This window comes from Vibrio sp. T11.5 (assembly GCF_027587155.1).
Lineage (GTDB): Bacteria > Pseudomonadota > Gammaproteobacteria > Enterobacterales > Vibrionaceae > Vibrio > Vibrio neptunius.
This window is the reverse complement of sequence record NZ_JAPPTP010000022.1, coordinates 1-18110: the sequence shown is the minus strand read 5'-3', so window position 1 is coordinate 18110 and position 18110 is coordinate 1. Positions and strand designations below refer to the sequence as shown.

The window sequence follows — 18110 nt, the reverse complement described above, 5'->3', positions numbered from 1 at the left end:
TCTCAATACCCACATTAAGGAGTCACCTCTGTGGAATCGTCCTCCAGCTCTACCCCTCAACTAGGGATCACCCAACGTCTTCGCCGTTTACGCACCACCCCGATCATGCGCACCATGGTTCGTGAACATGATGTACAACTGTGCGATTTAGTTTATCCACTCTTTATTGAAGAAAACCTCTCTTCTCCAGTGCCCATCACTGGCCTGCCAGGGTTAACAAGACTCCCTGAATCCAAGCTGGCCGATGAGATCAGGACACTGGATGCGTTGGGGATCCGCTGCGTCATGCCATTTGGAGTCAGTCATCACAAAGATGACATCGGCAGCGACACTTGGCAGCGAGACGGCCTGCTCAGCCGTATGATTCGTACAATTAAGTCAGCATGCCCAGACATGATGGTGATTCCCGATATTTGTTTCTGTGAGTATACGACGCACGGACATTGTGGTGCCATCACCGATCAGGACGTGGACAATGACCAAACAGTGGCGAACCTAGTCAAGCAATGTGTTAATGCCGCAGAGGCTGGAGCCGATATGCTCGCTCCATCGTCAATGATGGATGGTCAGGTCGGGGCGATCCGTCGAGGTTTAGATGCCGCCGGGTTTAATAAAGTGGCGATCCTCGCGCACAGTGCGAAGTTTGCGTCGGCGTTTTATGGCCCATTTCGTCAAGCAGTGGAGTGTGAACTTCAGGGTGACCGACGTACCTATCAACTCGACTATGCCAACGGACGTCAAGCTCTCAGTGAAGCCATTCTGGATGAGCAAGAAGGTGCTGACATCTTGATGGTGAAACCCGGCACCCCATACCTAGACGTCTTAGCTCAGTTGCGCTCTCAAACACGGCTTCCTCTGGCTGCCTATCAGGTCAGCGGAGAATACGCGGCCATTAAATGCTCAGCACAAATGGGCATCATCAACGAGCAGGAAGCGGTGTTGGAAACCCTAACCGGTTTTAAACGAGCTGGCGCTGATCTCATTGTCACTTACTTTGCCAAGCAGTTCGCGTTGTGGCAGCAAGCAGCACTAAGTACGATGCCAATAACGGAGTAAGGCATGAGCTTAAAAGATTACACCCTATGTGTGCTCATCATGGCAATTTGGGGGCTAAATTTTTCTGTCGTCAAACTGGGGTTGGAAGCTCTAGACCCCATGTTGTTGACCGCATTGCGCTTTACTTTAGCAGCGATCCCAGCGGTCTTTTTTGTTAAGAAACCTGACGTCCACTGGGGATACCTCGCGGCCTATGGTCTGACATTTTCAGTTGGGGTTTGGGGGCTATCTACTTGGGCAATCGGTGAGGGCTTATCTCCAGGTATGGCCGCTTTACTGATCCAAACCAACGTAGTGTTCGGTTTGGGGCTAGGCTGGTGGTTACTCAAAGAGTCAGTCAGTCCTCAACGTTCAATAGGAGCAGTGATCGCCTTGTGCGGTCTTACGCTCAGTTTGACGGTGACTGACGGCTCTGTCACTTCAGCAGGTGTGGGGCTGATTTTGATCGCAGCCTTATGTTGGTCGTTATCAGGGGTTATACTCAAGCGCTCCCAAACGAAACAGGTGTTCGCCTTCAGTGTGTGGTCGATGCTTTTTGCCCCTATACCGCTGTGTTTCCTGTCTTATCTTCAGGTGGGCACGCAAGGGCTAACTACATTAATTGACCATATGACATTGTCTGGGGCCTTTTCCATTGTGTATCAGGCGTACTTCACCACCTTATTTGGCTACTGGATTTGGAATAAATTGGTGATGTCTTATCACCTATCACATGTTGCTCCATTTACACTTCTTGTGCCCCTGTTTGCCTTATTTGGTTCAAGTGTTTGGTTTGATGAGGTAATTACTACCCAAAAAGTGGTAAGCTGTAGCCTGATTGCTCTAGGGCTATTGATTGGCAGTCTCCCTGCCACCAAGTTCACCACGCTCGCTCAACGTCTGAGAAAAGCGTAGACCGACACGTACAACAAAGGAAGGTGCGTATTTTCACTCATCGTCAACCGTGCGTTCAGACCGCACGTCAGCTTATGGATCGCATTTGGAATGACAAAGTGACAGAGGCCGTTACCGACGTTATGACCTCTAACACTGTGATTGAAAGCCCGCTTCAACTGTCGGTCGGTTCCAGCTCTTTTTGTGAGACATTGAAAGTGTGGCAACGCGCCTTTCCGACGCTCGAATACAAGGAAGACCGAGTAACCACCTTCGACAACAACATCGTTATCGAATGGAGCGCCAAAGGCACACATTTAGGTGAATTTCTAGGCGTGTCCGCGACAGGCAAAGGACTGGTTTATCAGGGCCGCTCCCAATTGACGTTCGTCAATAATAAAGTCAGTCACTACGCGTCCGTTGTCGATACAAAAGGCCTGCTAAATCAGCTAATCGATGGCTATGCACCGAGCTCAGCATCGATAAAGTCAAACAAGGTGTCAGATGAATTGTATTCGATCATCCCGCAATTGCTTTCTCCATTCTTAACTCGCCGTCAAGTCGAGTGCCTGTCGCTCTCGACTCTGAGTTTGTCAGTCAAAGAAGTAGCGTCGACGTTGCACATCAAAGACAGTTCGGTGCAAACCCACCTCAAGCGCGCCTTCGAGTTGCTCAACGTCAGCAACAAAAAAATGTTTATGGCCTACATCTGTGAAAACAATACGATTGAACTGCTGATCCGAATGGGCCTCTACCTCAAACAAGCCGCCTAGTGTGCTCAAGAGTTAGTTACCCACATACAAAACTGAGGAGTCAGAGCGGAACACGCAAACCTGCAACAGCTCAAAATGTCAGACATAGCACGGAGATAAACTCGGCTTATCCATGCGTTAAGTAATTTTGTTTGAGGACACACTTAGCGTGAGCATGAATCCGAGCCTGCTGCGATTCGTATCGACTAGTGTCTTAGTGTTCAGAGCGCAAAGCCTTGATTTGACCGTAAAGCTCGTCCGCTTCTGCGGTTAGGCGCGAGTAGGTGCGAATATCTCCACGTCGTTGGGCTTGCATCGCTTGTTCAAGCAACATGGAATGACGTTTCTTGAGCTTTTTCATCGGATTACTTTTAAGAAATGAAAACATTGTGACCTTCTTTGGTGTATTTTTTTACTCTATACGCACCCTCTCATCATTTAGGTCAAATATCCCCTATATTAGACGACATACACATGGCAAACATCCACCGAATTTTGAGCCACCACCCTCATATTCGGCCCTACCACGTTCTATCCAAGTCTTCACTGTAGAGTAGAATCGCACGCTGATAGGCGCTAATCGCATCGCTGTTAGTGGTCGATACAAGTAGCTCTAGCAATAGCTCAACGGCTTGTTTAGAGCGGCCGACATTGTACAGGCACATCGCGTAGAAAGGACGCACCTCAATGGCATCTGGGTACTCACTCAGCGTTTGTTCAAAATAGTTCAAAGCGCTGGCGTACTCCCCTAGACTTCGATAAGTACTGGCCAAGCCAAATAATGCATCTAGACGCTCACTACTGGACAACTGCCCCGCCAGCGACGCTAAGTAATGCTTAATAGCTTCTTGCTCTTTGCCCTCATTGTCATAGGACCACGCGATCTGCAGATGCGCTTTGGCAGCATAATCTTCATTAGTCAATAATGAACCCAACAAGGATCTGGACTCACAGTAATTTTCGTCTCGGCGCAACTTAATCGCCTGATTAATGATATCTTCCATACATTCCTCTTGGTATTGGCCCCGTTGCTAAACGTTGTGCGACCTCAATGAGTGTCAGTGGTCCTGTAGGACGTTTTACCTCGTCACACCAGTTACCACCTATCAATTGCTTTCGCTTTAGTGTGGAGGCATTATCTCGACCATAGCGCCAAACGCGGCACGCCGTCATCTGTCTTGTAACAGAAAGCACACCACCATCACAGCTTGGCCCATCCGCTCAGCCTAGATTTACGCTAATGTGAGCGGCTATTGCCATTTGTTAGGATTTAAGAATCGCAACACGTCATCGACCAAGCGTTTTCGGCTCGATTGCGGATAGTCAACAGGCGAAAATGGCATGGCAACTTGATCGTATATCGAGACCCACTGAAGCCAATCGCATCGCTCTTGTTCAGTGTATGTGTTTTTTTGACCATTGTTCGTTATACGAGTCAGCGCCGCCACGGCGACTTGTTTTTCAATCAGTTTAACCACACTAGATGGTTGACGCACGCAAACCCCAAAAGTTCCTTGCAGGTGATGCTGCCAAGTGGAGGCTGCCATTGCCTGCAAGGTGTCCGAACCGTTCATCGCCTCTGCAAAGACTGTCCTAAAACCGACATTTGCGCTCGCCGTCTCTGCAAACGTCACCAAAAACTGACCACGAAGTTGGTCGGAAAGGTTGGGAATATTTTCATAATCTGGGAACTGCCGCCTATGGCGGTGATACCAGTCAATGACACACGGGGAAAAATACTCATCGCTGACGCAGCCGTGTGCTGAATGTTGGCCAAACACTTGCGTATACACTGAGCCCTTTTCTACTTTATATGACCATGATGGGATCATACCGGATGCGATAAGCTGGGTGAGCATTTCTGCGCGGACACTGAGCCTCTCCGCCAGCTCACTGCGGCGAAGATAATGAGTGTTCAAATAGTCTTGTAAGGGGAGAGATTTCAAAGGCTTTATCCTGATTGTCGCCGCGTCGCCACCAGCGATGCGAGCGTGGTTGTACGGGGCAACTTGTACCGCCCGTTTGGTCATCTTCGGCTCAGTATATCTATGTAGCAAGACTTTACTTCGATGAGCATCGAACCGTGGATGTCTGTCCCCGTACTCTCAGGCCAAGCACGGGGACATTAGCCTCACTGATTGTTCAATAACGCTCATGATTTAGAACATAGTTCAACGCCCGATGGGATCGATGTACACCTTTTCACCGCACTTTCCTTGCCTAAATTTCCCCGGCTCGGCCATATGAAGCAACGCAGCCAGTTCGGTCTGCTTTTCAACCTCCAGAGGCAGAGCGATTTGCAATTCTGTTAAATAAGAACGCTTGGCGTGAGAGCGGCACTGAAGCCTTAACTGCTGATCGGTGTTTTGGCCAAACGCCGTTTGCCATGCGACTCTAAGATCTTTGACCGCCACCTCTTCACCAATGTGAGTTCGCACGAAGCGGGCAAACGACGACATATTCACCTGTTCAAGCAACACCATAGACTGGTTATAGTAGCCATCAGCATCCCAAACCGTCTGACAAGTACCATGGTTGTGCCACTCATGTCGTTGTAGACACGAACCGTATTTTGCGCTTGGCATCGCTTGACCCAGTCGGCGACGAACGTCTTTTGACAACTCAACAGGCGGGTAATCACAGAATGTCGGCGTATTCGGGTTCTTCTCGGGTTTACCTTGAACGTCGCCACAATAGCCATACCAAGGGCGTTTATTCTGCCCATTACATTTTGGGTGATTAGGCCACAGGCCATGAATAACAAAATTGCTAGCAAAATTAACGCTTTCATCGCGCACTTCGCATTCCGGTTTCTGCTTAGGATCGTAATTGGAGACGGTCTGGCAAAAACCCGGCTGCCAAGACACTGCAAACACATACGAAGTCGCTTTCCCTGGAGTGCGACAAAAGGTGCTAAGAGCACCTTGTTCCTGAGGCTTACGTGCTTGATAGGTCGCCTCACCGCAGGAGGCATTGACCCAACGTAGTTCAGGCTCAGCACCTGGAACCGTGATCCGTACCCAAGACAGAACTGGAGAATCAATCACCTCGTTGATCTGATAATGACGCTGGGCTTGGGTCATCCACTGACCAGGGTTAGTCTGTTTGTTTTTACTTTGGTAGGCTGGGCAAGATTGGTTGGCTACAAAGGTACCGCTTGCCAGTTGGGGAGCGCCCGTCACTACCGGAGCCCACAATACACTCATCAGCAAGGCAATCAAAAGCCTGCAATACTGTACAAACCCTTTGTTAAAACGAATCATATTCTTTTTCCTTTGACGTTGACTATCGGTGATGGATTGACCGCTTTATAGTAATGCATACAAGCGTATAGGTTCGGAACCTTTGTAGGTTGTTCTGCTTTGAGTTCCCGTTCCCAAACTGCTTTGGGTGGCAGTCATCATGGTCTAACGGATCTAACTTGAGGCCAATCAACTTGTTTAAATTACGTGCTCTATTTTATATTTTTAACTAACTGATACTTTGCTGTTCCTCCAATTACGCTAGAATAACATCTGTCGCAAAGCCAATTAGGTAGGTAGATGATAAATAATGAGATCTTGCTCTACCCCATCTTGAATACAATAACTTGGACTAACATTGGTTAGCAGCCCACCACACTTTTTCACAATATGCTGAGAAACCGACTTTCCTTGCAGACAATAAATTCCCACTATTCGTATGACATATTGTTCCTTAAGTCGGGCTCAATACACAAACAGGTAATATTGCGCCCTTGGGCTTCGTGAGAGTCCAATTGAGATAGGGAGTAGGTGTGTTGATAAAGAGATCAGGATCTAACTTTGCGTAAGGCAAGAGCTTAAACCTCGTGGTCGGATGAGCCTTATTATTAAGATATAAAGTATATATTTATCAGTATATTAGATTAAACTCCCAAACCCTCCCACTATCGTGGGAACGGTTGCATTATCCACCATTGCCCCCCTATAATCGCGCCCTCCAAATGTTACAACTTTGTAAATGGTAATTTTTATTTTGTAATAATTTTCTTACTTGTATTCATTTATTGGATATACAGAGACGGAACTCCCCTTGCGGGCTAGACCAATGACATTTGGTACTCCCTATTTATCTCACAAATTAATAATAAGAGAGAGACTATGAAAAAACCTACTCTGGCGTTAGCCGTTTCGCTTGGGCTAGGCGCCGCCATCACAACGTCCTCGGTGCAAGCTTCTGGCCTTCATGGCGCATGCTATGACTACGCCTCCAAAACTAGCAGTACTTCCACGTCCGTTGACTACCAAGCCGCTTCGACCACTTTGGTTCGTAGCTTAGTAGGCCTTGCACTTGGTAGTTCATCTGATCTGTCGGCTCTTGCCACCTTGTATCCCATCTTGTATTTCACCATTACCAGCGGCATCGCCGAAAAAAATGTAACTGGCGCTGACCCCGAGTTGGTCGCGTGTCTCGCCCAGTTTGAATCACGCTTATCGAGTTTGGAAGTCGACCAATTGACCGACGACATGTACGCTTTAGAAACCATTATCCATGACGTACAGCGCAATGTCTCATCTGGGTTGGACTACTACCAGTTTGAGGCCGCAGAGCGCTACGCGGATTTAGCCAATGAATTGGCGTACAAGATCCAAGATCGCTTTGCCGATATGGAGAACGGGCAAGGCTCTATCGCTGTATTTGATACGCTGGCCAACACTACCATCCCTGGGTTTGTTGCGGCCATGCAAATGGCGTTTTTGCATCGTGCAGAGTTCGACCACTATTGTCAAAACCTCTCAGAACCACCTTATTGGAGTGGGTTGGACAACGATGCGCTACCGTCGTATGCAACTCTATTCGATGTTTATGACTACAACATCGATATCGAATCGGTTCTGACTCGTCCAATCTCAGCAAAGACCTACGATTACAACTGCAGTCTTGGCTACGGAACCTTTTTTGATTTCATGAATGTCAAACAAGGACTGTGGAGCGAGACTCTTCAGCAAATCGGCCTAAAGGTAGTCGTCAATGGCCGAAATGCCAATCTGATCTCAATTAACGTCGATCTGAACAACTCTAAACTGATGGACTACCGAGCCTCGTTCATTGGTCAGTGTAACGGAGAAACCTACACCGATGAGTACAGCGGTTACACCAGTTATCCGAGCTCGCTGTGTACTACTTGGAGAGAAAGTCGCGTGGCTCAGGTGTACAACGAATCCCTGGTGGATCCAAACTCCAAGATCACAGACGTCAAAGCGACACTCTACGACTTGGCCCATGTGATTGATGCGTGGGATCTAACCAATCTCATCAAAACACGTAATGAACACCTTAACTCAACCGGATCCATTGACTTTCATAACGCATTACGCCTAAGACACACCGAGCACAATCGCTGTATGAACGCCGCCGGACAATTATCGGCTTACTGCAAAACCAACGCCAACCACTTTATTTTTGAACCTTACAGCGATGGTTACTCTATTATGCGGGGCGAAGACGCGCGTTACCTCAAAGACAAAGGAGAAGTAGACACGGGGTTTGTAATCCGCTCTGTACGCGGCACCGATTCTACGTGGTATTTAGATGGACCAAATACACTTGGTGTTTATCAGATCCGTAACAAGCATACCCAATTGTGCTTGCAGGCTGATGATAGTGCTGCGGTAATGACGACCAATTGTTCTTTGGACACCTACGTTTGGAACATCGATGGTAGCCATGTACCCACCGATGACCGCTTAGTACGATTCAAAAATGTTCAAACTCAGACTTGTCTCAGCGAAGCGTGCAGTGCCAACGCGTATGAATTTGTGCTGACCGAACTGGCTGATGGCTACGAGGTCCAGCGCTGGACGGACGCCGCATACCTCAAACATCAAAGCAGTGGGATAGTCTTTTCCAGCACAACCTACTATTATAATGATGCGCCACGCGCTGGGGGCACGATTTCCATCAACGGAGACAGCGTGTGGTATATCCTTGATACGAATGGGGATGGCTATTTTGCCCTGCGTAATAAATCGACAGGACAATGCATGATGTCGGGTACCAGCGTCCAAGCGTGTGGCGATGATGTAGCGGCTGAAGTATGGGCTCTCGAATACCAAACCCCACCAGTAGGACAAAACCTCGCGCTTGAAGACGATGGTCGTTGTTTGGCGAAAAAATACAACGTCGCTGGTTCACCCGACGGCTACGCCGTGAGCAACTGCCGCCTGTCGAAACAGCATTTGTCGTTGGAAAGCTACAACGATGGGTATCTGCTTATGGACACTGGTAATCGAACTTACTTAGCGGACGAAGGAGCCAATGAGTATGACTTTGCTGCCATGGCTACCGTTAGTACAGCCAATGACAACGCCACCTGGGATTTCTTGGGACCTTACAATAACGACAAGTTCCAGATCCGAAATCGCAGTACCGGAAAGTGTCTCAAATCCATGCAAGCCAACCAGTGGAATTCTTACCGCGCAGTAGTGATCAATTGCAATGATGAAAGCAGTAAAGCTTGGACCTTTTCAACCAATTGATTCTATGTAACTACATTTAAGGCGCGATCTCGCGCCTTTTTTCGATATGGTTTACCAGTGAAAAATACGCGTTTGTATCACTAAGAGAACACACTGATTAGTTGATTGCATTGTGTTTTTCACCTTTTATTTTCAAAGTACCCTCAATTTCCTAATAAGAGCGACCAACACAATACGAAGCTGACGCATCATCAAAATGCCGCGGGTTGCGATTCCGACTTGAAATATGTGTGCTGTTTATTTGGCTAAATCTATCCACTGTCCCTGAGTAAGTTGACCTAAATTCTGTGGATTCAGCTTAAATACTGAATTGGGTGTTCCTGCTGCTGCCCAGATTTCGGAGTACTGATTTAGGTCTTGGTCTAAAATGGTGTGGACTGATGAATTGTGAGCGACGGGCGGTACTCCGCCTATAGCGTAACCCACTTTGTCACGTACAAAAGAAGCGTCGGCTTTGGTAAGAGTTATCCCCGTCGCATGTTTGACTTTGTCAGCGCAAACCATGTTAGAGCCAGAGGCAACAACGAGCACAGGCTCACCTGTTTCACCATGCTTAAAGATCAACGACTTGGCTATTTGGGAAACTGTACACCCGATAGATTCAGCAGAATCCGATGCTGTACGTGTAGAATTAGGCATCTCCTGCACGACAAAATCTTGGCCGTTTTGAGATAAAAACTCTTGTACTTTCATTGACGAAGACTTCAGTTCCTTTGACATATACTCTCCTTAGTTTCGCTGACTGGACGATAAACATACCGCACTATTGAAGGGTGAGCAACGCAAGACCAATACCGCCGCACACCATATTAAACGTTAAAACGAATGGGTAAGAAATATGCTATGCATTGCATTTTTCTCTTGACGAATTTGTTAGCCATATTGACTGAAGTTTACCGATTCCTTCATTAAGTTTGTTAGAGGCAAAAACAACGGCTCAGGGAGTTGGTCCAGCTCAAACCATTGCCACTGCTTACATTTATCCGGTTCCATAACCTCAGGCTCTCCACTAGAACAAGAAGCTACCACGAACAATGTTACGTAGTGCTTACCTTCTTTTTCGAAAACATCATTGGTGAAACCTAATTTGGTAAACGAGTCGACAGATAAACCTGTTTCTTCGAGTGTTTCACGCTTTGCGCACTCTTCAATACTTTCACCCAGCTCAAGATGCCCGCCGGGTGTCGCCCATGTATGAGCGCCGTGAGAACCAATACGCTCCCCGAGTAAAACACGTCCTTCCCTCAGAATGACCGCAGCGACACCTACTCGTACTTCCTTATTCAAACTTTACTCCTTTTTGAAAACCTTTTATTCAATGTCACTAAGTAACAAATCCTAGACATCCACCCTCGTATTAGTCGCAACATGTGGTAGATGTCTGTTTTAGTCGCAGAATGTGAACGACCGCGAAAACAAACGACAATTTAGCGAAGAAGATAGCGATGTTAAGTTGATTCTCTTCGCCAAGTGACAGTGTGAACACGGTAGAAACCTTACACCAATCCTCCATATGCTGCATATTATGTTGGAAAAGGCGAATTGATTGCTTGTGTTATGCTACCTTGTCGCCATTGGGTGATTGGGGTTTAATTGAAGAAGATCCCATAGGTTTCCATACAAATCTTCGAATACAGCGACCGTTCCATAGTCCTGTTCAGCTGGCTCTCGAACGAACTTAATACCTATCGCTTTCATACGTTCAAAGTCACGCCAGAAATCATCAGTATTGAGGAACAGAAAGACTCGACCGCCGGTTTGATTACCAATGAAGTCATGTTGCTCTGGTTTAGAGGCTTTAGCCAATAACAAGGTAACACCATGAGAGTTTGGTGGTGCCACAACCACCCAACGTTTGTCTTGTTCAGGCTGATAAGTGTCTTCAATAAGCTCAAATTTGAGCTTGTTTACGTAAAAATCAATCGCCTCATCATAGTCTTTCACCACTAAAGCGACATGGACAATGCTCTGTTTCATCGTATTCCTTCGTTAAAGATGTCGACCAGCAGCATACCACAAACGTAAACATCTCTGCTTAAACACTGGCTAACGTTAGGAGTACCCTGCCGAGCGTTGTAAGCTGCTCTAAATTTCATAGTAGTTCTCTAGTCTTTACACCACACGCTTCGGACACCAACACGAGAAAAACCAACCGCTTTACAATTCTTACTACTCGTGCTGTTTGGCATGACATCCGTTAAAAGCACCTTTACACCCAGAGAGATGGCATCTGAGATTCTCGCTCTCAGCAAAGCTGTTTGACAACCATTTGAACGAGAGTTCTCTTGTGTATACGCATTGGCTAATATTGCAAATTCATTGTCGATAAAGCTCGTTGCCCACGCACACGGCTCGCCATTTATTTTTGCAACATAACAACGAAAGGTATCTGTGCAGTACAGTGAACGTTTCTTCTGCCAAATTTCATCTGAGCACTCTAGACCTGACGTTTTGAGTAAAGCTAGAAACGCATCAGCATTATCTTGTGTCCATCGTTCCACGGTTATCTCGTCAGATGCTTCTGCAATCGCTACGTAGTTTACTGCTCTTAGTTCGAGAAATTCATGCTCATAAGCTGGCACGAACTCGTGGCTGGATAACCACGCCTGCAATTCATGGGTTTTGGCCTGTGGCTCGATAGAGATTTCTGGAGAAAAGCCATTCTGATACAAACTCAAATGACTCTCTAAGCCTTCTTTAGAAACAACATCATGAATGATGATCTGGTTGTCATACTTACGTGTTTTGTCTACAAAAACTGAACACCCTTGAGACTCAGCCGTAAAAAGCTCACTTTCTAAATCTGTGGAAAGAGTTCGCTGATTATTAAATTGAAAATAAGAGCCATATACATCTTTGGCGCTTTTATCTTGCATCGTTACCTCGATATTGAATGACGTTTAACGCTCTGCTAAGGTTGAGCTACGATTTATAAAAACACCACGCGGTGCGATTCATTCTTAAATTTGTTATGCGCGTTGTACCGAACGCACGGGTACCCAACCAATCTCTCCTGTTGACCTCGAAACGCGATACCACTCATTGAGTTCATACAGCACTGACAAGCTTTCGCCAATGACGGTGTTAAGCTCAACGTTATCATAATCTTGAAGCAAGACGCCTTCAGAGTTACCTTGCCTCTTTTCGATATATTGAACTGGCGCCCAGCCCTGCTCTCCTTTATCACTCGTGATAAAGATCCAATTAGGAAACTCGTCGTCAATAGCACCCAGAGAGACTTTATCTCCTTGCTTCAAGTAAAACGGATTAGGGTATTCTGATACATGCTTTTCAATGGCCACTACTTCCATGATTTCTCCATAGTCTCCTACTTTCTTATTCTGCCACTTAAACATTTAACCTTAGAATAAAAGGAGTTTACCAAACGGCCTAAAATCTTTTAATTCACTGTATTTATTATTTTTTAAAGAAGAAACAATGACAACGCGCCCACTGATAGCGCTTACTATCGTTTTTTTTCACTGACGGTTACTGTGTGCTGCAACAAAGCACACCCCAATAAAATCAGAGGAACGTTAGTGGTAACCGGATTAAAGGCCGCCATTAGACTGAAAGGGGCCACAACTGACGCGAAAACCAACAGCCCGATCAAACCAACCAGATTGAGTACTTGAATGAATGTAATCCGATAAAACAGAATAAAAGCCAGCCCAAAGATGACCTCGCCTACCCCAGCGGCTTTAATCAACATATAGGTATGCTCATCGGAAAAACCCAAGCTACCCGTCATTGTTTGCTCTAATGGTGCAATTTGTAATAGTTTTGGAAACAATCCATGGTAAATCCACGTCAGTCCAATGACATAACGAGCTGATTGGATGATATTCAGCACACTAATGCCTCCCGCAACTTACGACACTGCATTATTACGACTCCTCTTATAATTTCCATATAAAACAACCAGTAGATATACATCACCCATTCTAAACGGATGAATTTCGCCAAAAACATACCTGATGGATTGGGTTTAATAGATCATGCCAACTGTGAATAGTCCGCTTGTAGAAACGCCTGTATTTAAAGCCAAACCAGCCCAGTGTATGGTTTCGTTGTTAGGGATTTCAGCCTACTTTCAAGCGAACCTGAGTGTATCTCCAATTTGTGACCGTCAGGGTCCAAAATGTAGAGTGACTGTCCTTCACTTTTATTCTCTTTCCATACTTCCACCCCCGATGAAACGACACGCTTCGCAAAGGTTTCAAATTGTTCAGATGCAATATCGAAAGCGATATGGGTATAGTCAGTTTTTGCGCAGGGCGCATCAAGAGAAAGACAAAACCAGAGCTCTCCTACAGATAAGTAAGCCCCCTTATCCCATTTTACATGAGCAGTGAAACCTAAAGTCTCTCTATAAAACTTAAGAGAGGACTCCAAATCACTCACTGCAATGGTGATATGATTTAATCCTAAAATCACCGCTTCCTCCATAAAACCCAACGATGGAATGAAAAGTGCCAAGCGTTACGAATCTCTGTTGTGCGGTTTGCTGGAGGACACCTTCACCAAACCTATTGTTCATTTGCATGGTCTAGCTTCATCAACTTCAATCCAGATAATTTCCCTGCTCTTATAAATCGACGAAGAACTTCTGACTTACATATAAATCCACAGTATTCATCTGAGCCTTGATCCCAAAGCACCACTTGATAACCTCTCTCTTGCAACCAACGATCATAAACCACTAATAAACTCCATACAGACGCACCTTCGACTGAGACATTAATATGAAATTTATCTTCTATGCTATAAGTCTTCGTCATTGCGTTAGCTTGGGCCTCTACCTCGTCAGTATCACACCAATCAATACGGAACATTAACCAGTATTTACTCTCATCAACTTCCCCAAGAGTAGACAAAAGCTTTTCATCAAAATGCTCACTCTTGCTTTGATCAAAGAAGTCCAACACTTTAGCTTTATCATCATCAGGCAAAGGCGAAATAATTGCGGAAAGCAGCCATTTCTTTTCCTTTAATATATAACTCCCAGCTAGCGTCAATAACACTACTATGGCAATGAATAATTTCGCTACAAAAACCATTTAGACTCCCAAAAGGTGAAATTTTCCCTTTCATCTAACAGCTAAATCACACCATAAATCCAGTAAATTCCAATAAATTCAGGACACACACCAAAAGAGCTTGCCGCACGTAAACCTAAAAAATCGTGATCGCTGCCTGCATGAGAAAGGTGTTGGTGAACTTAAACTCGATTCCAAGTGATGGCGTAATATAAGAATTTCGCTAAAACTTACTATAAACACCGTACTCGAAGGTTAGATCCGCCAGTACCTTATTAGCATTACAGTTCCCACCCAGATTTATAGGTTCTAGCACTCAGCAAACTACAGAGTTCATCCATTACTTTCATAGATTTTTCAAGCCTAGGCTTCCTCTCATCCGAAAGGACATCATTGACCCAATGACGATTATGAACATATAGGTTGTACGGATTGATAATACACTTGAAGTCAATACTCAATGACGTCGAGAGCGCCGAATCGGCCATGTAACTATGAGGTAGGCCCGCTGAGGTGACAAACGTCACTACTTTATCAAATAGTGCACCAGTTAGGCTACCGTCAGGAGGTGTCGACCCAACATATTCAATGTACTTCTTTAATTCGGAACAACATCCCCAATTATAGATAGGGCTGCATAACACGATACCACTCGCCTCAGACGTCAGTTTATGTAACGCTTTATATTGTTCGGTCTGATATATTTTGTCGTTGTCAAAATTTGGTACATCAAATTCGGCCAAATCAACAAATTTAACCTGTCTACCCAACGACTGTAGCTCATCAATACAGAGCTTAGCGATTTGACGACTTCGACTATTTGGGTCCAAGCTCGAACTGACTACCAAAATGTACATGTTCTCTCCTATCGAATACCAACGTCCTGCTAAGCGGCTAGTGACGCCAACCATCATACTAAACCAAAACACTAAGACTGATTAACAGTAAAACGCTGTTAGCACATCTTGAGCAACTTGCTAGGTATGATATTAGCGACGACCATATTTTAGATTTTGAAATTCTCGACGTTGATTCGTCACTTCGTACAACACAATTCCACTTGAAGTGGCCAAATTTAGGCTCTCGATGATACCAAACATGGGAATGCTGACACAAAACTCAGAGGATGTTATTACATTTTCACTCAAGCCTTTGGATTCATTACCAAACCATATAGCCAAACGTTTTTGTGTAAAATCGCCGTTTTTGAGCTCAACGTTGATTTTACCTTTGATATGAGGAGAAGTTGCAACAGAACAAAATTTATTCGCTGCTAAATGGTCTAAACAAGACTGTGTCGAATCGAATCTTTTTACGAAACTCCACTTAACCGCAGAAACAGAGGGTTTTACGAGGGGGTTCCAGTGGCGCATATCCTGCCAATCCTCTGGCAAATCTCGGTTTTCGTCTACGATATAGACTTTTTCTGCACCAAGTGCATTTACATTGCGAACAACTGAGCCAATATTTTTTAGGGATTTAGGATTTTCTAAGACAACAATAAGATTTTTACATCTAAAATCTTTTATTTCATCAGCTCTCTTTCGTAGAGCACTCTTACTACTTGCTTCTTCTGGCACTATCTTATCCTAAACACATCATATTAATAACAGGCAGTCTCGTTTTTCTATCTGCTTGACTGACAGATAATTTATCATAAATAACCACATTGGAGTAAAGTAATTTTAGTTTACTTAAATTCATAGTAAATTCAGGACACACACCAAAATACGCAATGTAACCCTGTATTTAAGGCTATATATGAACAAAGACTTTCGGCACGAAAACCTAAAAAATAGCAATCGTTACCAATATCAGAAAGATGGTTGTGATATTAAATTTCATGTTAAGAGGCGGTGTTAAGAATATGTCGAGTAAAGGATGAGGGTTAGACAAGGACATCACAGAAAATCTCAGCGATAGTTATCAATAATACAGTCCTTGATAGTCTGTAATGCTGTACGCAACGTTGAGGGTGTAACTGAACCGAGCGCAATTCTGAGTGCATGAGGTACGACTTTAGTAACGCAAAACGGAGCAGCTGTAGAGACCGAAATATTGTGTTTAATAAGCGAAGTTGTCACATGGTCTGACCGAACCCCCTCATTTAAAGGAAGCCAAATAAAATAAGATGCAGGATGACTAATGTAGTCGAGCGGGCTTAAAATCTCCTTCACCAAACGTTGGCGCATTCCAGCATCTGCTCTTTTCTTTTCCTCTAGCTGTTTAACCACCCCATCTTCAACCCAATTCCTAACTATGGTAGTCAATAACGATGGTGTATTCCATGTTGTCACGCGGATTGCTCTTTCTAGATTTGCTCTTAGAGTTTGGGGCGCTATGACTACACCGACACGAAGTCCTGTCGCAACATTTTTTGAAAAACCAGTAATGAAGACCGTTCTTTCAGGTGCATGGTGATAAATCGGTAATGGAGGGTTGTCGACCAAGTAACCGTAAGCGGTATCTTCAATAATTAGAAAATCATAGAGACGAGCAATTTCTGCTATCTCCATGCGTTGTGTATCGCTCAAGACCCAGCCCAACGGGTTGTGCAAGGTTGGCATCGTATACAATGCTTTGATTTTTCTTTGAATGCACAAATGTCGAAGTGCTCGTAAGTCAGGCCCCTCATAATCGAACGAAACAGGGACCAACTCAATATGATAGAGCTGAGCTAGTGCTTTAAAGCCAGGGTAAGTAAGCGCATCTACTGCAACCACATCTCCCGGCTGTAGCAACCCCATTACTGCAACCATTAAACCGTGCTGAGCACCGTTAACAATGAGCAACTCATCAGCACTAAAGGTCATTCCGTGCTTTGAAAAATGGAGCGCGAAGGTCTCGCGGTCACTCTTCGATCCCGCATGAGGTGAGTAAAGCAGATGAGTATCGACCCCTTCCGACACTGATAGAGTGCGTAGCGCATTCCTCAACAGTTCGTCTTGCTCAGGTAAGGTTGGATAGTTGAAGTTCAAATCCACTACATCAGAGGCTATCATTTGTTGGTCCATGCCATGGCTTGTCGGTAAGCTAATGTCTCTGACAAATGTGCCTCTTCCAGTCTCTCCGCTGACGAGCCCCATCGCCCCCAACTCTGCATAGACTCTTGTAGCCGTTGCTAACGATATTGACTCTTCTGCGGAGAGTTTTCGATGCGTTGGCAATTTTGTACCTGCATGTAACCGACCAGATCTAATCGCATCCGCATATCTATCTACAATATTTTTATATCTCGCCTTCACTGATGGGCCTCGCAAATATATGATTTTTAAAACATGTTGCTACTTGCATGCTTTAGTATTCTTACAAGATAACTATTGTTGATACAAGTATTTAACGCGTGAAACTCATCGCTTAACGCAAAGTTTGTGGAACCCAGTAATGGTCTAACTCGATGCTGTTTTCTCTCAGGTGATGACAATTTGGTTATTCAATAGCGGGCAATCTGCACGGCACATTGTCCGCGGTGTCTGCCATTCACCCAAGCATTCCGTCATATGCTTACTTATTCATCAGCTTCTCTTTCTAGATTTAAGTTTACTTCACCAACTGGTTCGCAGTTCCTGCTATCGCCAGGCCAGCACTCTATGTTTAACAGTTTTGTGGCAAGCAATACCTCTGCTCGCGCTTCAAGATCTCTTCATCTTTTCCATTTTGACGTTCTGAAAGCGTCACGTAATCTAGCTTGCTGTGATGATATAGGGTCATGCCTCCTTTTTTTGATAGCTCACTCACTGACATTGAGTATGGAGGAAGTCGCTTCTTTTCTATCTGCTGGAATACGAGACAGGACTCACTCATTACCGCCCATACTGGTTAAATTTTAATAATGGACAACTATCTTACTAAAAGGAGCAATTGCAACATTGTAATAGATACAATTCTTA

21 protein-coding genes are annotated in these 18110 nt (G+C 45.0%); 4 read left to right on the top strand and 17 right to left on the bottom strand.

Going from position 1 to position 18110, the window contains the following annotated elements:
- The first annotated feature begins 30 nt into the window (after nucleotides 1–30).
- Genes hemB through OH455_RS18305 form a run of 3 tightly spaced genes read left to right on the top strand, consistent with a single transcriptional unit; the run spans nucleotide 31 to nucleotide 2702 of the window.
- Entirely contained in the window at nucleotides 31–1056 is a 1026-nt protein-coding gene (gene hemB / locus OH455_RS18315; protein ID WP_443088608.1) for a porphobilinogen synthase, read from the top strand.
- A 3-nt stretch (nucleotides 1057–1059) separates the two neighbouring features.
- Nucleotides 1060–1950, top strand: coding sequence for an EamA family transporter (locus OH455_RS18310; protein WP_269982336.1), 891 nt, complete (start codon nucleotides 1060–1062; stop codon nucleotides 1948–1950).
- A 23-nt stretch (nucleotides 1951–1973) separates the two neighbouring features.
- Nucleotides 1974–2702, top strand: a complete 729-nt coding sequence (locus OH455_RS18305; RefSeq protein ID WP_269982335.1) for an ester cyclase — start codon at nucleotides 1974–1976, stop codon at nucleotides 2700–2702.
- Between the two features lie 193 nt (nucleotides 2703–2895).
- Here the strand turns inward: OH455_RS18305 and OH455_RS18300 are convergent, their stop codons facing one another.
- From OH455_RS18300 to OH455_RS18285, 4 genes are all read right to left on the bottom strand, one after another.
- Complete coding sequence (locus OH455_RS18300) at nucleotides 2896–3069, bottom strand: DUF6435 family protein (protein ID WP_157634018.1); 174 nt, start codon at nucleotides 3067–3069, stop codon at nucleotides 2896–2898.
- A gap of 133 nt (nucleotides 3070–3202) precedes the next feature.
- Nucleotides 3203–3685 carry a tetratricopeptide repeat protein gene (locus OH455_RS18295; protein ID WP_045975190.1) on the bottom strand — a complete coding sequence of 161 codons (483 nt, stop codon included), beginning with the start codon at nucleotides 3683–3685 and terminating at the stop codon, nucleotides 3203–3205.
- 246 nt (nucleotides 3686–3931) lie between these two features.
- Nucleotides 3932–4711 carry a DUF6058 family natural product biosynthesis protein gene (locus tag OH455_RS18290; protein WP_269982334.1) on the bottom strand — a complete coding sequence of 260 codons (780 nt, stop codon included), beginning with the start codon at nucleotides 4709–4711 and terminating at the stop codon, nucleotides 3932–3934.
- Between the two features lie 141 nt (nucleotides 4712–4852).
- Entirely contained in the window at nucleotides 4853–5944 is a 1092-nt protein-coding gene (locus tag OH455_RS18285) for a ribonuclease T2 family protein (protein WP_269982333.1), read from the bottom strand.
- An 858-nt stretch (nucleotides 5945–6802) separates the two neighbouring features.
- On the opposite strand from OH455_RS18285, the gene OH455_RS18280 reads away from it, so the two are divergent.
- Nucleotides 6803–9181, top strand: a complete 2379-nt coding sequence (locus OH455_RS18280; protein ID WP_269982332.1) for an RICIN domain-containing protein — start codon at nucleotides 6803–6805, stop codon at nucleotides 9179–9181.
- A gap of 237 nt (nucleotides 9182–9418) precedes the next feature.
- On the opposite strand, the gene OH455_RS18275 is transcribed toward OH455_RS18280, so the two are convergent.
- From OH455_RS18275 to OH455_RS18215, 13 genes are all read right to left on the bottom strand, one after another.
- Nucleotides 9419–9901, bottom strand: a complete 483-nt coding sequence (locus tag OH455_RS18275) for a YbaK/EbsC family protein (RefSeq protein ID WP_269982331.1) — start codon at nucleotides 9899–9901, stop codon at nucleotides 9419–9421.
- Between the two features lie 153 nt (nucleotides 9902–10054).
- Nucleotides 10055–10468, bottom strand: coding sequence for a nucleotide triphosphate diphosphatase NUDT15 (locus OH455_RS18270; RefSeq protein ID WP_269982330.1), 414 nt, complete (start codon nucleotides 10466–10468; stop codon nucleotides 10055–10057).
- A gap of 273 nt (nucleotides 10469–10741) precedes the next feature.
- Nucleotides 10742–11158: a VOC family protein gene (locus tag OH455_RS18265; RefSeq protein WP_269982329.1), complete on the bottom strand. Its 417-nt coding sequence runs from the start codon at nucleotides 11156–11158 to the stop codon at nucleotides 10742–10744.
- Nucleotides 11155–11277, bottom strand: a complete 123-nt coding sequence (locus OH455_RS18260; RefSeq protein WP_269982328.1) for a hypothetical protein — start codon at nucleotides 11275–11277, stop codon at nucleotides 11155–11157. The genes OH455_RS18265 and OH455_RS18260 overlap by 4 nt, the downstream gene beginning before the upstream one ends.
- A gap of 9 nt (nucleotides 11278–11286) precedes the next feature.
- A complete protein-coding gene (locus OH455_RS18255) occupies nucleotides 11287–12057 on the bottom strand; it encodes a GNAT family N-acetyltransferase (RefSeq protein ID WP_269982327.1) in 771 nt (256 codons plus the stop codon).
- Between the two features lie 93 nt (nucleotides 12058–12150).
- On the bottom strand, nucleotides 12151–12492 hold the full coding sequence (locus OH455_RS18250; RefSeq protein ID WP_269982326.1) for an SH3 domain-containing protein: 342 nt from the start codon (nucleotides 12490–12492) through the stop codon (nucleotides 12151–12153).
- A 155-nt stretch (nucleotides 12493–12647) separates the two neighbouring features.
- A complete protein-coding gene (locus tag OH455_RS18245) occupies nucleotides 12648–13034 on the bottom strand; it encodes a DoxX-like family protein (protein ID WP_240478156.1) in 387 nt (128 codons plus the stop codon).
- A gap of 185 nt (nucleotides 13035–13219) precedes the next feature.
- On the bottom strand, nucleotides 13220–13618 hold the full coding sequence (fos, locus tag OH455_RS18240; protein WP_045975198.1) for a FosG/FosC2-related fosfomycin resistance glutathione transferase: 399 nt from the start codon (nucleotides 13616–13618) through the stop codon (nucleotides 13220–13222).
- A 92-nt stretch (nucleotides 13619–13710) separates the two neighbouring features.
- Nucleotides 13711–14241, bottom strand: a complete 531-nt coding sequence (locus tag OH455_RS18235; protein WP_269982325.1) for a DUF6630 family protein — start codon at nucleotides 14239–14241, stop codon at nucleotides 13711–13713.
- A 260-nt stretch (nucleotides 14242–14501) separates the two neighbouring features.
- Nucleotides 14502–15077 (bottom strand): NADPH-dependent FMN reductase, encoded by a 576-nt coding sequence (locus tag OH455_RS18230; protein WP_269982324.1) that lies wholly within the window; start codon nucleotides 15075–15077, stop codon nucleotides 14502–14504.
- 132 nt (nucleotides 15078–15209) lie between these two features.
- Nucleotides 15210–15800, bottom strand: coding sequence for a TrmH family RNA methyltransferase (locus OH455_RS18225; RefSeq protein WP_269982323.1), 591 nt, complete (start codon nucleotides 15798–15800; stop codon nucleotides 15210–15212).
- A 333-nt stretch (nucleotides 15801–16133) separates the two neighbouring features.
- Entirely contained in the window at nucleotides 16134–17465 is a 1332-nt protein-coding gene (locus tag OH455_RS18220; protein WP_269982322.1) for an aminotransferase-like domain-containing protein, read from the bottom strand.
- A 349-nt stretch (nucleotides 17466–17814) separates the two neighbouring features.
- On the bottom strand, nucleotides 17815–18024 hold the full coding sequence (locus tag OH455_RS18215) for a hypothetical protein (RefSeq protein WP_269982321.1): 210 nt from the start codon (nucleotides 18022–18024) through the stop codon (nucleotides 17815–17817).
- Between the last annotated feature and the right edge of the window lie 86 nt (nucleotides 18025–18110).